The organism is Stappia sp. ABD4_338 (genome assembly GCF_056312175.1).
In genome coordinates this window covers 4,228,878-4,247,321 of record NZ_CM149982.1, presented here as the reverse complement: position 1 = coordinate 4,247,321, position 18,444 = coordinate 4,228,878, and the positions used below count along the sequence as shown (strand labels likewise).

The window sequence follows — 18,444 nt, the reverse complement described above, 5'->3', positions numbered from 1 at the left end:
CGGTCAGGCATTGTCCTTGCGGCGGCGGATCTCCGCGAAGACCTCCGCGTCGCTCGCGTCCTCAAGGCCGAGCCTTGCGCGAATGGCCGGGTCGGCCGCCCGAAGGAACGGGTTGGTGGCCAGTTCCTGCGCCATCGTGGTCGGCAGTGTCGCACGCCCGTCCGCACGCAGGCTCTCCACCTCCCGCGCCCGCTCCACGAGCCTGGCATTGTCCGGATCGATCGTGAGCGCGAAACGGGCATTGGCGAGCGTGTATTCGTGGCCGCAATGGATCGCCGTTTCCCCCGGAAGACGCTCGACGAGACGCGCCAGGGACTCCCACATCATCGTCATGTCGCCTTCGAACACGCGCCCGCAGCCAAGCGAGAAAAGCGTGTCGCCCGTATGGGCGAACTTGAGCGCCGGCGCATGCCAGGAAATCTGGTCGAGCGTGTGCCCCGGCGTCTCGATCGCGTCAAAGGCGATCCCGCCGATGGTGACCGTGTCGCCGTCGCCGACGCCCTCGTCGAGCCCGGCGATCCTGTCGCGCGACATTTCCGGTCCAACGGCCCGCGCGCCGGTTTGCGCCTTCAGCGCCTCCAGCCCCTGCACATGGTCGAAGTGGTGGTGCGTGATCAAGATGTCGGTGAGCGTCCAGCCCGTATCGGCAAGCGCCTTGAGATAGGGAGCAGCCTCGGGAACATCGAACGCAATCGTGCGCCCGCTTTCCGGCAGATGCACGAGAACGCCGAAATTGTCCTGCAGGCACGAAAACTGCCGGATCCGCGCCATTTCGTCTGTGGTGCCCATGCTGGAACTCCTTGTGGTTCGAGCCGGGGTCAGACTGCACGCCCGCTCCCGCGCGCACAAGACCCGGCGCGGTGGCATCCAGGCGAATGTCCGAACGGGTTGCATCCCGGTCCCGGGAAGGGTTCAATCGCACCCCGGCCGGCGATGCAAGCGGCCGACACCGTTCTCCCGAGGGACGCCGTCGCCTGCCCATGTATCTCGACGCCAGACACCAGCGAACATTCTACGACCTACCGCTCGGGCGCATGCTCCGCGTGCTCGTGGGCGCGCGCGTGCGTGCCTTCTGGCCCGGGCTCTCGGGTCAGCGGATGATCGGCATCGGTTATGCCGGCCCCTACATGCGCCCCTATCTCGACGAGGCCGAGTGTTGCGTCGCGGCCATGCCGGCCCAGCAGGGCGTGGTCGCCTGGCCGCGCGGAGGGCGTAACTCGGCCACCCTGGTGGATGACGACGACTTGCCGTTTCCCGACCATGTGTTCGACAACGCCCTGGTTGTTCATGCGCTCGACCATGCCCGCGACCCCGAGGCCGTGCTGCGCGAGGTCTGGCGGGTTCTCGTGCCCGGCGGACGGATCCTGGTCGTGGTGCCCAACCGGCGCGGCCTCTGGGCGCGGTCCGAGATCTCGCCCTTCGGATACGGACGCCCCTACTCCCGCCGGCAGATAGAGGCGCTTCTGCGCGACTGCCAGTTCGAGCCACGCGGTAGCGGCGAGGCGCTGTTCATGCCGCCCACGCGCTCCCGGCTGCTCCTGCGCGGCGCCCGGACGTGGGAGGGCATCGGCCGGCGGCTCTGGCCGGCCTTTGCCGGGCTTCTCGTCGTGGAAGCGGAAAAACAGGTCTATCGCGGCAATCTGGTGCGCGAGGAACGCGTGACGCGCTCCTTCCGTCCGCTGTTCATCCCCGACGGAGCCACGACCGGTCTGTCGGGGCACGGGCTCGGCAGCGGCGCGACGCGGCGGGTCAGCGCTTCAGGAGAAACAGGGCCTGCTCGCCGATCAGGTTCCACACCCACCACGGCGCGGTGAAGCCCACCGGTTCCCCTCGCGCATTGAGCGCCATGGCCTTCTCCATCTTCGCATCCACCTCATCGCACATGAGCACGAAGTCACGAATGGTGCAGAAGTGGATGTTCGGCGTGTCGTACCAGCTGTAGGGCAGGTAGTCGGTTACCGGCATGCGCCCCTCGAACATGAGCTGCAACCGGTTGCGCCAATGCCCGAAATTGGGGAACGACACGATCACGTTGGCGCCGATGCGCAGGAGCTCGCGCAGGACCTGGCGCGGTGCATAGGTCGCCTGCAGCGTCTGACTGAGGATCACGAAGTCGAAGGCATCGTCGGGATAGTCGGCGAGATCGCGGTCCGCGTCGCCCTGCACGACGGACAGGCCGCGTGCCACGCAGGCGTTCACGCCCGCCTGGGAAAGCTCCATGCCGCGCCCGTCGACTTGCCTCTCTCGCACCAGAAGGTCGAGAAGTGCGCCGTCGCCGCAGCCGATATCCAGCACCCGCGCGCCCGGGGTCACGAGATCGCAGACGAGCCGATGGTCTCCACGTTCGATCACGTTCGTGGTCGTGTGGTTCATGCTCCTGCCTCCGCGGATGCCTCGAGCGGAGCGGGAATGCCGCGCGCATGGGCGGCACCGGTGAGGAAGCCCAGCACGGTTCGGAACATTTCCGGCTCGTCGAGCAGGAAGGCGTCGTGTCCGCGATCGCTCTCCACCTCGACGAAGGAGACATTGGCCGCCGCCGCATTGAGCGCACGCACCACCGCCTTGCTTTCGGCGGTCGGGAACAGCCAGTCGGAGGTGAAGGACATCACGCAGAAGCGGGTCGGCGAATGCAGGAACGCACGCGCGAGCGACCCGCCGTAGTCGGCGGCAAGGTCGAAATAGTCCATCGCCCGCGTCACATAGAGATAGGAGTTCGGATCGAACCGGTCGACGAAGGTCATGCCCTGGTGCCGCAGGTAGCTCTCGATCTGGAAATCGGCCTCGAACCCGAAGGTGATCTCCTCGCGGTCCTGCAGGTTGCGGCCGAACTTCCGGTGCAGCGCCGGATCCGAAAGATAGGTGATATGCGCGGCCATGCGCGCCACCGCCAGTCCCTTGGAGGGGCGCACGCCGCGCTCGAAATACCGGCCGCCGCACCAGTTCGGGTCCGCCATGACGGCCTGCCGGCCGACCTCGTGGAACGCGATGTTCTGCGAGGAATGACGCGCCGCCGAGGCGATCGGCAGGGCGGTGAAGACCCGCTGCGGATAGCTCGCCGCCCATTGCAGCACCTGCATACCGCCCATGGAGCCACCGACCACCGCGAACAGCGTCTCGATGCCGAGGTGGTCGAGAAGCACGGCCTGCGCGTTGACCATGTCGCGGATGGTGACGAGCGGAAGGTCCAGTCCCCACCGCTGCCCCGTGGCCGGATTGGTGGAAGCCGGCCCCGTGGTCCCGAGGCAACCGCCAAGCACATTGGCGCAGATGACGAAATAATGGTTCGTGTCGACCGGGCGTCCCGGACCGACCAGCATCGACCACCAGCCCGGCTTGCCCGTCAGCGGGTTCTGCGAGGCCACATACTGGTCGCCGGTCAGCGCGTGGCAGACGAGGACCGCGTTCGAGCGGTCGGCATTGAGCGTGCCATAGGTCTCATAGGCGATCTGCCAAGGGTCGAGAACCGGCCCTGAATCGAGCTTGAGCGCCTTGTCTCCGGAAAAGCGCACGACCTGGCTCGTCGGCGTGTCCGCCTCGCTTGCCGGCGAGGCACGCAGGGTCGAGCCTCCTCTGTCGTGGTCCTGCCCGCTGGTATCGTCCCTCATCGCGCCCTGGCGCTCCTGCTGCATTTGCTCCGTGCGACTGCGCCCCAACGGTCGACCTTTTCGCCGAAACGGCGCGCCGGGGGCGCAGGCAGTCGGGAGGTTCGAGAGGTAGGAGCCCGATCTTGCAAGGTCAATGTTTTCTTTTGCCAACACCCGGTCAACTGCCTATGAATGGCGCGGTTCCGCTCGCGTCCTGGTGACAGTCGCCATGGACCGCACGGACAGCGTTCCCACCCGCATGAACCGGTCGAGACACATGCAGCCGACGACTTCCGCCACCAGCGCCGACACCGTTTCCTCCAGCCGCCCGATGCCGCGTCCCGGCGTGATGGAGATCGCGCCCTATGTGCCCGGGCGCACCAAGTCGACCGGCGGCGGCAAGCTGTACAAGCTGTCCTCGAACGAGACGCCGCTCGGCGCCAGCCCGGCAGCCATCGAGGCCTATCGGGGCGAGGCCGCGCACCTGGAGCTTTACCCCGACGGTGGCTCCTTGATGCTGCGCGAGGCGATCGCGGACGTGCATGGCCTCAATGCGGACTGCATCATCTGCGGCAACGGGTCCGACGAGATCCTCGAGCTGGTCGCGCGCGCCTACATCGGCCCCGGAGACGAGGCCGTCTACAGCGAATACGGCTTCCTGGTCTACAAGATCGCCATTCTCGCCGCCGGCGGCACGCCTGTCGTCGCCGCCGAGAAGGACATGACCACGGACGTCGACGCGATGCTTGCCTGCGTCACGGACAAGACCCGCGTCGTCTTCCTCGCCAATCCGAATAATCCCACGGGCACCTACCTGCCGTTCGACGAGATCCGCCGCCTCCACGCCGGATTGCCGCCGCATGTACTGCTCGTGCTCGACGCGGCCTATGCGGAATACGTTCGCCGCAACGACTACGAGGCGGGCATCGAACTGGCGGCAACCGCCGACAACGTTCTGATGACGCGCACCTTTTCCAAGATCTACGGCCTTGCGGCCCTGCGCATCGGCTGGGCCTACGGGCCCGCGCATGTCATCGATGCGCTGAACCGCATTCGCGGCCCCTTCAACGTCTCCGCGGCCTCGCAGGCCGCCGGCAGCGCGGCGATCCGCGACCGGGCCTTCCTCGACGCCGCCGTCGACCACAACGACACGTGGCTGCCCTGGGTGACGAAGGAGATGGAAGCGCTCGGCCTCACGGTGACGCCGAGCGTGGGCAACTTCGTGCTGCTGCATTTCCCCCGCGACACGGGCAAGACTGCGAGCGACGCGGACCGATATCTGAGCGACCGTGGATGCGTGCTGCGCCTGGTCGGGGCCTATGGCCTTCCGGACGCACTGCGCATGTCGATCGGCTCCGAGGAGGCCAATCGCACTGTTGTCGCCGTGTTGAAGGAATTTCTCGCGGCGTGACCTTTCAGGACGCGGAACGTCGAACCGCTCCGCTCTCAAAGTCAAAGCCTGCACCATGTCCAAACCGAAGTTTCGCCGCCTCGCCCTGATCGGCATTGGCCTGATCGGCTCCTCGATCGCCCTCGCCGCCCGCCGCGAGGGGCTGGCCGATGAAATCGTGATTTCCACGCGCTCCGAGCACACGCTGAGACGCGCGGAGGAGCTGAACCTGGGCGACCGCTACTGCCTCGACGCGGCGGACGCCGTGGCCGGGGCGGATCTCGTCATCCTCTGCGTGCCGGTCGGCGCCAGCGAGGCGATCGCCAAATGGATCGCGCCGGCACTGGCGCCGGGCGCGATCATTTCCGACGTGGGCTCGACCAAGAGCTCCGTCGTGCGCCAGATGCAGCCGCACCTGCCAGCGAACGTGCATTTCATTCCGGGCCACCCGATCGCCGGCACGGAGGAATCCGGCCCCGACGCCGGCTTCCCGGAGCTGTTCCGGAACCGCTGGTGCATTCTGACCCCGGTCGAGGGAACGGACGAGGACGCGCTCGCGCGCCTCTCCGGGTTCTGGGAGGCCCTGGGCTCGATGGTCGAGGTGATGGACCACGAGCATCATGACCTGGTGCTCGCCATCGTGTCCCACGTACCGCATATCATCGCCTACAACATCGTCGGCACGGCGGACGACCTGGAGGCGGTCACCAAGTCGGAAGTCATCAAGTACTCCGCTTCGGGCTTTCGCGACTTCACCCGTATCGCCGCCTCCGACCCGACCATGTGGCGGGACGTGTGCCTGCACAACAAGGACGCCATCCTGGAGATGTTGTCGCGGTTCTCGGAAGATCTGGCGGCGCTTCAGCGCGCGATCCGCTGGAGCGACGGCGCCGCGCTCTTCGAGCTGTTCTCGCGCACCCGAGACATCCGTCGCTCGATCATCGAGGCCGGCCAGGATACCGCCGTGCCGAACTTCGGCCGCGATACCAAGGATGCTGCGGAGGCATCCGACGCAAACTGACGGTGAAGCGGGAGGGGAACCACCCCTCCCCTCAATCGTCGAGCAGCACGATCTCGTCCCGCCCGGCGCAGGTGGCCAGCGCCTCGCGCACGCTGCGTCCGTCGCCAATCGGCGCCTCGGGCCAGATCTCGGCAAGCGGCACGAGCACGAATGCGCGCTCGCCCATGCGCGGATGGGGAACGGTAAGCCCTTCCTCGTCCACCTTCGCCTCGCCGTAGAGGAGCAGGTCGATGTCGATGGTCCTCGGCCCCCAGCGCACGTCGCGCACGCGGCCCAGTTCCTTCTCGACCTCAAGACACCGCGCCAGCAGGTCCGCCGGCGCCAGATCCGTCTCGATCACCACGCAGGCGTTGCGGTAGTCGTCCTGCGGCACCGGCCCCCAGGGCGGGGTCCGGTAGTCGGACGAGCGCGCGACGATGTCGATGCCGGGCGTCGCCGAAAGCCTGGCCAACGCCTCCGCCAGGTTGGCGCTTGTGTCCCCGAGGTTGGACCCGAGTCCCAGTGCCGCGCGTACGCGCGTGCCGCCGCTCATGCCAGCCCCTCCTGCAGGGTCGCGGTCACGATGCGTGCCGCATCCGCATGAGGCTGGACGTTGTGGACACGCACCATGGACGCTCCCTTCATCATCGCGATCGTGTGCAGGGCGAGCGATCCGTAAAGCCGGTCGTCGGTCTCGACCGACAGGACGGCGCCGATCATGCGCTTGCGCGATGCCCCGACCATCAGCGCGCGACCGTGCCGGGCGAAATGCTCCAGCCGGTTGATGATCGAGAAGTTCTGTTCCAGCGTCTTTCCGAACCCGATGCCGGGATCGAGCATCTGCCGCTCAGCCGGGATGTTCGCACGTTCGGCGATTTCCATCGACCGCTCGAAGAAGCGGTCGATGTCGGCGAAAATGTCCGCCTGCGGATCGGCCTTTTCCCGGTTGTGCATCATGATGATGCCGGCCTGCGCCTCCGCCACGACGTCGGCCATGGCCGGATCGTGTTGCAGCCCCCAGACGTCGTTCACGATCGCCGCCCCGCGCGCGCAGGCGCGCCGCGCGATTTCCGCCTTGTAGGTGTCGATGGAAACCGGGGTGCCAAGGGCGATCACGTCGCCGATCGCAGGCTCGAGACGGCGCCATTCCTCGTCGAAGGAAACGGGCGTCGCGCCCGGCCTCGTGCTTTCCGCCCCCACGTCGATCACATCGGCGCCATGGGCGATCATCTTGCGTGCGCTGGCGACCGCGTCATCGGGATCGAGGAACCGCCCGCCATCCGAAAAGGAATCCGGCGTCACGTTGACGATGCCCATCACCAGCGGCCGCTTCAGGGAAAGCCCGGTTCCACGAAAGCGAAACTCTGAGGGTGCCGAGACAGGGGCCATGGGTGCGATCCGTCGTTCACGGCACGTCGCCGCCGCTAGAGAAACTTCCGCCATCGCAGCCCCCGATGCGCGAACGGGTGGGCCGGACAACGATCGGCCGCCAGCGGTTTACCGCCGGGTCGGCGAGGTCTTGCGCGCTTTGCTACCGCACGTCAAGCGCCGATCATGCGGGCCGGGCAGCGGCAAGTCGGCCAAACAACATGTATGACCCGACGGCGATCGCGGCCATGCACGGCGGCACGATCGCGATGCTGAGAAGCGGATCGCCAATCGCGGCCGCGACAAGGCTCCCGAGGAGGCCTGCGCCGAACTGCAGGAAGCCCATGAGGGCGGAGGCCGCGCCCGCGATCTGCGGAAAGCCCTGCAAGGCCGCCGTCGTCGGCCCCGGCAGCGAGATCGCCAGGCTGAAGGCATAAAGGCCGACGGGAAGCATGGTGCCGAGGAAGCTCGGATCGCCAGAGGTGGCCTCGATCACCATGGCCAGGCTGGCAAGCAGCAGCCCGCACATGGAGTACGGCAGAAGCCGGGATGCATCCATGCGGCGCAGGAGCTGGCTGGTCAGGATCGTTCCGGAAATGAAGGAGCCCGACTGCACCATCATGCCGAAACCGAACTGCGTCGGCGACAGGCCGACCCGGTCGATGATGACGAAAGGCAGGATCGAGGCGAGCGTGTAGATCGTGCCGATCCCGAAGCCGACCATCAGGCTCGGCTGCAGGAAACGCGGATCCCGGATCAACCGCGCATAGTTGGAGAAGAAGCGGCGGGGCGCCATGTGCCCGCGATCGATGAAGGCGTTGGTCTCGTGCTGCAGCCAGATCACGACCGCGAGCAGGACAAAGCCGTAGATCAGCATGGCCCAGAAGATCTCGCGCCATCCGAACAGCTCCAGCGTGATCGCTCCGATCGTCGGCGCGAGCGCCGGGCCAAGCGCGAGCATCATCGCGATGGTGTTCATGATCCTGGCGGACGCCTGTCCCGTGAACTGGTCGCGCACGATGGCGCGCGAGGCCGCGACGCCGACGGACGCGCCGATGCCCTGAAGCGTGCGCGCGATCAGCATCCACTCGATGCTCGGTGCCCATGTCGCGACGATGGTCGAGGCCAGATACAGAAAGAGGAACCCGATGGTCACCGGCTTGCGGCCGAAGGCATCCGTCAGCGGACCGCACAGGAGCTGCGTCAGCGCGAAGCCGGTGAAATAGGCCGTCAGCGTCAGCTTGATCATCGACTGCGACGTCGAGAACGCTTCCGCAAGCACCGGCATCGCCGGCGTGTAGAGCGCCATGGTGATCGGCCCGATGGCGACCAGCGCCGCGCCGATAACGGCGGTGCGCCGTTCCCCCATCAGCGGACCGGGATGCGCAGTGGTCCCGACGACGCTTGCCGGGGACGCTGCCGCGCCTGTAGAACAGGTAGGGGGAGGTGTCATTTGCGCTCGGGTTCCGAAACTGAGGAAAGGTTGTCGTGGATCCGTGCAAGCAATGCATAGGCAAGCTTGCCTTCCTCGTCGCTCATGCCGTCGAGAGCGGCGGCGCGAATGCCGATCGCAACCTCGTGAATGCGTTCAAGCACCCCCTGCGCCGCATCGGTAAGGACCACGCATTTGGCCCGGCGGTCGCCCGGGTCGGGCCGCCGCTCCACATAGCCGGCGGCCTCCAACCGGTCCAGAACGCCGCTCAACGTCATCGGCTCGACACCCAGACGCTCCGCAAGCGCGCCCTGGCGGAAGTGCGGATAATGCTCGATGAAGGCAAGCGTCCGCGCCTCCGATGCCGTTAGGCCGGTGTCGGTCTGGGCGAGGGCCCTCTCGAAACGGCGTCGCAGCAAGCGCGCGATATCGCCGACAAGAAAACCGACCGGGCGCGAGAGGATGTCCGGATCCATAAGTCATCCATATTTTATGGGTTCCTTATCATCTAGGCGGCGTGCGGGTCCGTGTCAAGGCGCATGCGGGTCCGCAACGGCAATGCTGCATTGCAAGAGTGCGCCCCCCGGTTTATAGAAGGCCGCGAAAAGCCGCGGGTCCAAGCACCCGCGGCAACTGTTTTTGGAGCACTCACCACATGGATTTGCGCAACATCGCCATCATCGCGCACGTCGATCATGGCAAGACGACCCTGATTGACGTGCTCTTGAAGCAGTCCGGCTCCTTCCGCGACAATCAGCGTACGGAAGAGCGCATGATGGACTCCAACGATCTGGAGCGTGAGCGCGGCATTACCATTCTCGCGAAGGTGACCTCGCTCACCCATGGCGACACGCGCATCAACATCGTCGACACACCCGGCCACGCCGACTTCGGCGGCGAGGTGGAGCGCATCCTGCACATGGTCGACGGCGTCGTGCTTCTGGTCGATGCCGCCGAGGGTCCGATGCCGCAGACCAAGTTCGTGCTCGGCAAGGCCCTGAAGCTCGGCCTGCGCCCGATCGTGGCGATCAACAAGATCGACAAGCCCGACCAGCGTGCGGAGGAAGTGCTCGACGAGGTGTTCGACCTCTTCGCCGCACTCGACGCCGATGAGGACCAGCTCGACTTCCCGGTCCTCTACGGTTCGGCCAAGCAGGGCTGGATGGCGACGGACCCCTCGGGCCCGCAGGATTCGATGGACCCGCTCTTCGACCTCGTGCGCACCCACGTGAACCCGCCCGTCGCCGAAGAGGGCGCGTTCCGGATGCTCGCGACCACGGTGCAGTCGAACCCGTTCCTGGGCCGCATTCTCACGGGACGCATCGTCTCGGGCGAGGCGCTCCCCAACATGGCCGTGAAGGCGCTGTCGCGTGACGGCAAGGTCGTCGAGACCGGCCGCATCTCCAAGGTGCTGGCGTTCCGCGGCCTCGAGCGCCAGCCGATCGAGAAGGGCGAGGCGGGCGATATCGTCTCGCTGGCAGGCCTGTCCGAGGCAACGGTTTCCGACACGATCTGCGCTCCCGAGGTCGCCGGGCCGATCGAGGCCCAGCCGATCGATCCTCCGACGCTCTCCATGACCTTCCGCGTCAACGACGGGCCGCTTGCCGGAACCGAGGGCGACAAGGTCCAGTCCCGTGTCATCCGCAAGCGCCTGATGGATGAGGCCGAAGGCAACGTCGCGCTCAAGATCGAGGATGCGGAAGACGCCGATGCCTTCATCGTCGCCGGTCGTGGCGAGCTTCAGCTCGCCATCCTCATCGAGAACATGCGCCGCGAGGGCTTCGAGCTTTGCGTCGGACGTCCGCGCGTGGTCTTCCAGACCGGCGAGAACGGCGAGCGCCTCGAGCCCATCGAGGAAGTCATCATCGACGTGGACGAGGAGCACTCGGGCATCGTCGTGCAGAAGCTCTCCGAGCGGAAGGCCGACCTCCTCGAGATGCGTCCGTCCGGCGCCGGCCGCACCCGGCTGGTGTTCCATGCCCCGACGCGCGGCCTGATCGGCTATCAGTCGGAGCTCCTGTCGGACACGCGCGGCACGGCGATCTTCAACCGCCTGTTCCATGCCTACGCTCCGCACAAGGGCGAGATCCCCGGCCGCCACACTGGCGTCCTGATCTCCAACGGCGACGGCGAGTCGGTGGCCTACGCGCTCTTCAACCTCGAAGACCGTGGCCCCATGCTCATCGATCCGGGCGTCAAGGTGTACAAGGGCATGCTGATCGGCGAGCACATGCGCGGCAATGACCTTGAGGTCAACGTTCTCAAGGGCAAGCAGCTCACCAACGTGCGCGCCGCAGGCAAGGACGAGACCGTTCGCCTGACCCCGCCGATCCGTCTGTCGCTGGAGGCCGCGCTCTCCTACATCAACGACGACGAACTGGTGGAAGTCACGCCGAAGAACATCCGCCTGCGCAAGGCGCTGCTGGATCCGCATGACCGCAAGCGCGCCGAGCGCGCGGCGAACAAGCAGTCCTGACCGGCGCCTCGAGCATCGGCATGAGCAACAGGAAAGGGCCGGGAGATCACCTCCCGGCCCTTTTTCATATTCCGGCAAAGCCAGGCCTTCGTGTCAGCCGCGTGCGTCGGAGACCTGCAGCAGCAGGACAAGGCCGACCGCGAAGAAGACGAGGATCACCGCCATTCCGGCGGCCTGGCTGGCCGTTACCGCCGTGACGACGCCGACAAGCGCCGGCGCCATAAAGCTCGTCACCTTGCCCGACAGGGCGAACAGGCCGAAGTAACGGGTAAGCGCGGCCGGCGGCGCCACGTGAACGAGAAGCGTGCGCGAGGCTGCCTGAAGCGGACCGGCCGCCGCGCCCAGAACCCCGCCGAGCACCAGGAACACCTTTTCCGGAAGGCTGGAGAACAACCCCGCTCCCGGTGTCGCCGGATCGGTCTCGATCACGAAGAACATGGTGTCCCGATCGACGGAGACCAGGCCGAGGCCACAAATGATCAGGACCACCAGCGCGCCCGCGATCACCCGTTTCGGTCCCAGCCGGTCGTCCAGCCGCCCGCCGATGAACGCGCCGAGCGTTCCGGTGATCGTCAGCAGGATGCCGAAGGTGCCGATCTCGAGGCTCGACCAGCCGAGAACGCCCGCAGCATAGATGCCACCGAAGGCGAAGAGCGCCACCAGCCCGTCCTTGTAGATCATGTTGGCGATCAGAAAGACCGCCACGCCCCGGCTGGCGCGCGCCTCGCGCAACGTGTTCGCCAGATCGCGAAGCCCGTCGCGCGCGGCATGCGCAAACGAAACGGCCCGGCGCGGCACGTCCGGCACGAAGAGAAACAGCGGCAGCACGAAAACCAAGTACCAGATGGCGGAGAACGGTCCCGAGGCCCGGTCACCGGCGCGCGTGGCCGCATCCAGGCCGAACACCGGCTCGAGCCCCAGCAGCGTGCGGCCGGTCTCCGGGTTCGCGGCCATGAGGCCGAGCACGAGCACCAGCGAGAGAAGACCGCCGAGATAGCCGACCGCCCACCCGCTTCCCGACAGCCGCCCGAGTTTCCGGCGCGGCACGAGATCGGGCATCATCGCGTTGGTGAACACCGTCGCGAACTCCACGCCGAGCGTTGCCATCGCAAAGCCGCAAAGCGCGATCCAGAGCGAATACTCGCCCCCCGGAACCGCCCAGTCGAGCATCCAGGCTCCGGTCAGGAACGGCAAGGAGAACGCCAGGATCCACGGCTTACGCGCCCCGGTCCGGTCGGCGATCGCCCCGAGCACCGGCGCCAGCACGGCGATCGCCAGCCCGGCCGCCGCGGTCGCATAGCCCCAAAGGGCCTGCCCCTGTGCCGGCGTCGAAGCGACCGCCGAGGCGAAATAAGGCGCGAAAACGAAGGTCGTGACCAGCGTGAAGAACGGCTGAGCGGCCCAGTCGAAGAAGAGCCAGCTCCAGATCGCCCGGCGACCGGCCCCTTCGTCCGGCACCTGGCCGGGGTGAAGCGCCGCGCCGCCGCCGGCAAGCGGCTCAAGTCCGACACCGGCGCGGATCGGTCCCTCGACCGCATCCGGGGAGGAGGCATCCCCCTCCCCGCACTGCGGTTCCCTCATCGCGCGAGCTCGGCAAGAAGCCCCGCCGCCACCGAGAACTTGGAGACCGACAGGTCGCCCTCGATGATCTCCCCGGCGGCACGCGCGGTGCGTCCCACCCGGGCCTCGTTGGCATCGAGCCAGGTCTCGAAGCCACCCGAGGAGAGCGCGTCGATGGTGACCTCGCGGTGTGCAAGATCCAGCGTCGCCTTGGCCCGGTCGAGCGCAAGCCCGTCGTAGTAGTCGGTGATGCGCAACTCGCGTGCCTTGGCTTCCATGACGCCGAGGCGGAAGTGCCCGGCGACCTTGAAGAAGACCTCGGCCACTTCATCGAGCTTGCGCCCGCTGCGCTCGGCGATGAGGATGATGTCCGGGATTTCCGTTTCCACCGGCAGCCGGGCGATGCGCGCGGCAAGCGGATCGGGAACCCCGCCGGCCGCAAGCCGTTGCTGCTCGCCCTCGATTTCCGCCCGGGCCGCGTCCGCCACGGCCGAGACAATGCTCGGCGACAGGCCGTCGATGCCTTCCCGGAAGCGAGTCACGACGCTTTCCAGTCCGGCGTCGAAGTCGACGTTGCGCAGGAACCAGACCGTCTGCTCCAGCACAAGGTCCTGCACCGCCTTGTAGAGGTCGATCTGCAGGGCGCCATTGATACGCGTGTCCAGCGCGTCGATCTCTCCGTTGAGCGCGGTGAGCCCGTAGGCATCGCGCACCGCCGCGAAGGCCTGGGCCACATGCACCGGATCCGCGCCCGTCTGGTCGACGATACGCGTCGGGAAGGTCGGCCCGCCCCGGTTGATCATCGAGTTGGCGAGCATGGTGGCGATGATCTCGCGGCGCAGCCTGTGGCCGCGGATCTCGTCCGCGTAGGTTTCCTGCATCTGCGGCGGGAAATAGCGGAACAGCTCGCGGGCCAGATACGCGTCGTCGGGAACCGCACTGGCGAGCAGCCGGTCGAACAGCGTGATCTTCGCGTAGGCAAGCAGCACGCCGATCTCCGCACGCGTCAGCCCGCTTTCCGCCGCCGCCAGCTCGTCGAGCGCGGCCTCGTCGGGAAGCTGTTCAACCACCCGGTCGAGCAGGCCTTCCTGCTCGAGCCGGCGCATCATCCGCCGCTGGTAGCCGAAGTCCTCCATGCCCCGGCTTTCCGACAGGCTGATCGCCAGCGTCTGCAGATAGTTGTTGCGAAGCACGAGCCCCGCGACCTCGTCCGTCATCTCCGCAAGAAGGACATTGCGGTCGGCAACGCTCAGCCGGTTGCCGCGCACCGCCGCGCCCAGCGCGATCTTGATGTTCACCTCCATGTCCGACGAGTTCACGCCGGCGGAGTTGTCGATCGCATCGGAGTTGCTGCGCCCGCCACAACGGTTGAACTCGATGCGCGCAAGCTGGGTCATGCCGAGGTTCGCGCCCTCGCCCACCACCTTGGCGCCGAGTTCCCTGGCCGTGACGCGGATCGCGTCGTTGGCGCGGTCTCCGGCATCCGCGTCGCTTTCGCTGGTCGCGCGCACATAGGTGCCGATGCCGCCGAACCAGAGAAGGTCGACCTGCATCTTCAGGATCGCGTTCATCACCTCCTGCGGCGTCGCCTTGGGCTTGGCGATGGACAGCAGGTCCTGCAGGCGCGGCGACAGCGGGATCGATTTCGACTGGCGCGAGAAGATGCCGCCGCCCTCCGAAATCAGGCTGGCGTCATAGTCGTTCCAGGACGAGCGGCCCAGATCGAAGACGCGCTTGCGCTCCGCCCATGTCGCCTCCGGATCGGGGTCCGGGTCGAGGAAGATGTCCCGGTGATCGAAGGCCGCGACCAGACGGATCGCCTTCGACAGCAGCATTCCGTTTCCGAACACGTCGCCGGACATGTCGCCGACACCGGCAACGGTGAAGGGCTCGCTCTGGATATCCCGGTTCATCTCGCGGAAATGCCGCTTCACGGCCTCCCACGCTCCCCGGGCCGTGATGCCCATCTTCTTGTGGTCGTACCCCGCCGAACCGCCCGAGGCGAAGGCATCGCCGAGCCAGAAGTTGCGGCTTTCGGAGATGGCGTTCGCCGTATCGGAGAAGGTCGCCGTGCCCTTGTCGGCGGCGACGACCAGATACGGGTCGTCCTCGTCATGGCGCACGACGCGCTCCGGCGGCCACACCTTGTCGCCGGAGAGGTTGTCGGTCACGTCGAGCAGCGAGGAGACGAAGATCTTGTAGGCCTTGGTGCCTTCCGCAAAGATCTCGTCGCGGCTGCCGCCTGCCGGCAGCGCCTTGGGCAGGAAGCCGCCCTTGGCGCCGACGGGCACGATCACGGCGTTCTTCACCTGCTGCGCCTTGACGAGACCCAGCACCTCGGTGCGGAAGTCCTGGGCGCGATCGGACCAGCGCAGACCGCCGCGCGCCACCTTGCCGAAACGCAGGTGCACGCCTTCGACCAGCGGGCTGTAGACGAAGATCTCGCGGAACGGACGCGGACGCGGCAGCTCCTCGATGCGCTGGGAATCGAACTTGAAGGCAAACGTCTGCTTCGGTTTTCCGTGCGCGTCGAGCTGGAAGAAGTTCGTTCGCAGCATCGCCTCGATAACGTCGCCGAAGCCCCGCAGGATCCGGTCGTCGTCAAGGCTCTCGACCTTGTCGAGGCTCGTGGCGAGGTCGCTTTCCACGCGCGCGGCTCCGAGCGAGCGATCGTTCCCCTCCAGATCCGGATTGAAGCGCAGGTGGAACAGTTCCACCAGCCGCGCCGCCACGTCGTGGTAGCGGTTCAGCGTGCGCCACATGTAGTCCTCGGAGAAGCGGATGCCCGCCTGGCGGAGATACTTGGACAGCGCCCGCAGCATGGCGATGTCACGCCAGGCAAGACCCGCGTTGATCGCCAGGGCATTGTAGCCGTCGGACTCCGCATCGCCGCGCCAGATAGCCAGCGACAGTGCCTCGAGGCGTGCCTTGAGATCGTCGGTGAGCTCTATTTCCTCGCCGCCGGTCGGCTCGATGGTGATGTCGTGCAGATAGGCGAGCGGGCGGTCGACCGGCGTGATCCGGTAGGTCCGCTCGTTGATGACGCGGAAGCCCATGTTCTCCAGGATCGGCACGCGCGCGGACAGCGGAATCGGCCGCAGGTGGTGGTAGACCTTGAGGCCGAGCCTGTTGGCCGGATCCTGCTCGCGATGCGCGAAGCTGAGCGCCGTGTTGGCCGTCTCGCTCAGGGTCTCGACGATCCGGATGTCGGCAAGAGCCGCATCCGCGTCATAGACCTCCCGGTAACCGGCCTGGAAGGCATCCGCATAGCGCGTCGCCACCTCCAGCGCCTTGTTGCCTCCGTAGGCGACCCGGAGCGCCTCGCGGAAGCCGTCCGCCCAGGTGCGCACGATGCCCGCGACGGCCTGCTCCAGGATCTCCTGCACGGGATCGGGTGTTTCACCCTGATCGCGGCCGATGATGAAGTGGACGCGCGCGAGAGGGCCTTCCGGATAGGCCACGTACCAGGCGGACAGGCGCCCGTCGAAAACCTCGGCGAGATAGGCGCCGATGCGCAGGCGCACCTCGGTGGTGTAGCGGTCGCGCGGCACATAGCACAGGATCGACACGAAGCGGTCGAACTTGTCCCGGCGCGCCAGCACACGCACCCTCGGGCGCTCGTCGAGCTGCAGGATCGCCATGGCGAACTCGTAGAGCAGCGACGGCTCGATCTGGAACAGTTCGTCGCGCGGGTAGCTCTCCATCACGTTGAGCAACGCACGCCCGGAGTGGCTGTCGGGGTCGTAGCCGGCGCGCTCGACGACGGAGGCAACCTTTCGCCGCAAGAACGGAATGTGCTCGCTCGACAGGGTGTAGGCCGTCGCGGTGAACAGGCCCACGACGCGCAGCTCACCCGCCAGTTCCCCTTCCTCGTCAAAGAGCTTGATGCCGACGTAGTCCATGTGGACCCGCCGGTGAACTCGGCTCTTCACGTTCGCCTTGGAGACGATCAGCGGCTCCGGCTTCATCAGGAAGTCGCGGATTTCCGGCGTGATGACCACGAATTCGGATCCACGCCGCAACACCCGCACCTCCGGGTCGGCGAGGATGCCGAGCCCCGTGCCCTTGCGGTGGGAAAGCTCGCCCGTCGCGACACCGCCCTCGAAGTAGTATTCCCGCATCCCGAGAAGGATGAAGTTGTCCGCCTCGATCCATTCCAGGAACTGGACCGCCTCCGCGAGTTCGTCGACCGGCACGGGGGGCGGCGTGTCCTTGTAGGTGCCGATCGCCGTTCCCAGGCGCTCGCGCATCGCGCGCCAGTCACGCACTGCGGACCCGACGTCCGCCATCACCAACTCGAGGCTCTCGCGGAGCTGGCTGCGCTCGATGTCCGCGTCGATCCGCGCCACGTGAATGTGGATCAGGCTCTCGCGCCTGGCCCCCTCGACCCCCGACTTGCCCGTGCCGTGGCAGGCGATGAGCTTACCCTTGTCATCACGCTCCACCGTGAGGATGGGATGAAGGACAAGACGCGCCTCGCAGCCGCTTGCCTGCAATTCCGCCATGACCGAGTCGACCAGGAACGGCATGTTGTCGTTCAGGATCTCGACAACGGTGACATCGCCCACCCGGCTTCCCTCGCCGGTGGCGGCCGGATTGTAGACGTGGATGCGATAGCTGCCCGGCTCGTGGGAGGACAGCTGCGACCAGGCCTCGCCGGCAATGGCGGTCAGGTCCGCGGCCGTGTAGCCGACCAGGTCTTCGGCCGCGCCGCGCGCAAAGACATCCCGCGCGAATGCGCCGACGTCCGGTTCGAGTCCGTCCGCCACCGCCTGGATCAGCCGGGTTTTCGCTTGCTCTCGTGCTTCGGGCATTGTTCCCTCGCCTGCCAGGACCGGTGAGGGCCGGTCCGGCACTCCTGTGGTTCTTGCGTGCAACCGGCGCGGATCCGGAGTGTCGGAACCGAACGGTCGCCACCATGCTAGGACGATATGATTGAAGAAGAAATGACCAGCCATGCAGGTGTTCGCGAATGAACCGTGAACGCGACGCCATGGCGGATCGTGAAAAATGCAGGAGGAAATCGGCATGAATGACCGCGCAACCGCAGGTTCCGGCGTTCCCGAAGGGGTTGTCGCGCTGAAGCTGGATCAGGAAACACCCCTGTCCGAACGCACCGAGGCGTATTTTGAAAAGTGCCGGGAAAAGCTCGGCATGGTTCCCAACGTGCTGGCCGCCTACGCCTTCAACGAGGAAAAGCTGAACGCTTTCACCGGCATGTACAATGACCTCATGCTGGCCGACAGCGGACTGTCGAAGCTCGAGCGCGAGATGATCGCCGTCGCGGTCTCGTCCGTGAACCGCTGCTTCTACTGCCTGACCGCCCACGGCGCGGCGGTGCGCCAGCTCTCCGGGGACCCTGAACTCGGGGAACTCATGGTCATGAACTACCGCGTCGCCGATCTTTCGCCACGCCAGCGTGCCATGCTCGATTTCGCCGTGAAGCTGACGGAACGGCCGCACGAAATCCTGGAAGCGGACCGCCAGGGCCTGCGCGATGCCGGGTTCTCGGACCGCGACATCTGGGACATTGCCTCCGTCGCCGCGTTCTTCAACATGACGAACCGGGTCGCCGCCGCAACGGACATGCGCCCGAACGCGGAGTACCACGGCCAGGCCCGTTGACGGGCGGCC

14 protein-coding genes are annotated in these 18,444 nt (G+C 66.7%); 5 read left to right on the top strand and 9 right to left on the bottom strand.

Features of this window, described 5'->3' with window-relative positions:
• Positions 1 to 3: 3 nt before the first annotated feature.
• On the bottom strand, positions 4 to 789 hold the full coding sequence (gene gloB, locus ACYX4S_RS19045) for a hydroxyacylglutathione hydrolase (RefSeq protein ID WP_476361333.1): 786 nt from the start codon (positions 787 to 789) through the stop codon (positions 4 to 6).
• Positions 790 to 875: 86 nt separating this feature from the next.
• On the opposite strand from gloB, the gene ACYX4S_RS19040 reads away from it, so the two are divergent.
• Complete coding sequence (locus tag ACYX4S_RS19040; RefSeq protein ID WP_476361332.1) at positions 876 to 1,814, top strand: class I SAM-dependent methyltransferase; 939 nt, start codon at positions 876 to 878, stop codon at positions 1,812 to 1,814.
• Here ACYX4S_RS19040 and metW read toward each other — a convergent pair.
• Together metW and metX are read right to left on the bottom strand one after the other, a co-directional pair.
• Positions 1,750 to 2,373, bottom strand: a complete 624-nt coding sequence (gene metW, locus ACYX4S_RS19035) for a methionine biosynthesis protein MetW (RefSeq protein ID WP_422067365.1) — start codon at positions 2,371 to 2,373, stop codon at positions 1,750 to 1,752. The two genes, ACYX4S_RS19040 and metW, sit on opposite strands and share 65 nt — an antisense overlap.
• A complete protein-coding gene (gene metX, locus ACYX4S_RS19030) occupies positions 2,370 to 3,605 on the bottom strand; it encodes a homoserine O-acetyltransferase MetX (protein WP_476361331.1) in 1,236 nt (411 codons plus the stop codon). The genes metW and metX overlap by 4 nt, the downstream gene beginning before the upstream one ends.
• A 256-nt stretch (positions 3,606 to 3,861) precedes the next feature.
• On the opposite strand from metX, the gene hisC reads away from it, so the two are divergent.
• Positions 3,862 to 4,995 (top strand): histidinol-phosphate transaminase, encoded by a 1,134-nt coding sequence (gene hisC, locus ACYX4S_RS19025; RefSeq protein ID WP_476362892.1) that lies wholly within the window; start codon positions 3,862 to 3,864, stop codon positions 4,993 to 4,995.
• Between the two features lie 55 nt (positions 4,996 to 5,050).
• A complete protein-coding gene (locus ACYX4S_RS19020; protein ID WP_293720822.1) occupies positions 5,051 to 5,995 on the top strand; it encodes a prephenate/arogenate dehydrogenase family protein in 945 nt (314 codons plus the stop codon).
• 31 nt (positions 5,996 to 6,026) lie between these two features.
• Here ACYX4S_RS19020 and folK read toward each other — a convergent pair whose 3' ends face one another.
• The 4 genes from folK to ACYX4S_RS19000 form a co-directional block, all read right to left on the bottom strand.
• Positions 6,027 to 6,527 (bottom strand): 2-amino-4-hydroxy-6-hydroxymethyldihydropteridine diphosphokinase, encoded by a 501-nt coding sequence (gene folK / locus ACYX4S_RS19015; protein WP_476361330.1) that lies wholly within the window; start codon positions 6,525 to 6,527, stop codon positions 6,027 to 6,029.
• A complete protein-coding gene (gene folP, locus ACYX4S_RS19010) occupies positions 6,524 to 7,363 on the bottom strand; it encodes a dihydropteroate synthase (protein ID WP_476361329.1) in 840 nt (279 codons plus the stop codon). Before folP ends, folK begins: the two co-directional genes overlap by 4 nt.
• Before the next feature lie 163 nt (positions 7,364 to 7,526).
• A complete protein-coding gene (locus tag ACYX4S_RS19005; RefSeq protein WP_476361328.1) occupies positions 7,527 to 8,711 on the bottom strand; it encodes a multidrug effflux MFS transporter in 1,185 nt (394 codons plus the stop codon).
• Between the two features lie 80 nt (positions 8,712 to 8,791).
• Positions 8,792 to 9,250 carry a MarR family winged helix-turn-helix transcriptional regulator gene (locus ACYX4S_RS19000; protein ID WP_293720818.1) on the bottom strand — a complete coding sequence of 153 codons (459 nt, stop codon included), beginning with the start codon at positions 9,248 to 9,250 and terminating at the stop codon, positions 8,792 to 8,794.
• A gap of 179 nt (positions 9,251 to 9,429) precedes the next feature.
• Between ACYX4S_RS19000 and typA the strand changes: the two genes are divergently transcribed.
• Positions 9,430 to 11,250, top strand: coding sequence for a translational GTPase TypA (gene typA / locus ACYX4S_RS18995; protein ID WP_293720817.1), 1,821 nt, complete (start codon positions 9,430 to 9,432; stop codon positions 11,248 to 11,250).
• A gap of 93 nt (positions 11,251 to 11,343) precedes the next feature.
• On the opposite strand, the gene ACYX4S_RS18990 is transcribed toward typA, so the two are convergent.
• Together ACYX4S_RS18990 and ACYX4S_RS18985 are read right to left on the bottom strand one after the other, a co-directional pair.
• Positions 11,344 to 12,831, bottom strand: a complete 1,488-nt coding sequence (locus ACYX4S_RS18990; RefSeq protein ID WP_476361327.1) for an MFS transporter — start codon at positions 12,829 to 12,831, stop codon at positions 11,344 to 11,346.
• Positions 12,828 to 17,624 (bottom strand): NAD-glutamate dehydrogenase, encoded by a 4,797-nt coding sequence (locus ACYX4S_RS18985; protein WP_476361326.1) that lies wholly within the window; start codon positions 17,622 to 17,624, stop codon positions 12,828 to 12,830. The genes ACYX4S_RS18990 and ACYX4S_RS18985 overlap by 4 nt, the downstream gene beginning before the upstream one ends.
• 214 nt (positions 17,625 to 17,838) lie before the next feature.
• Here ACYX4S_RS18985 and ACYX4S_RS18980 point away from each other — a divergent pair, with 214 nt between their 5' ends.
• Positions 17,839 to 18,435, top strand: coding sequence for a peroxidase-related enzyme (locus ACYX4S_RS18980; protein WP_476361325.1), 597 nt, complete (start codon positions 17,839 to 17,841; stop codon positions 18,433 to 18,435).
• Positions 18,436 to 18,444: the final 9 nt, after the last annotated feature.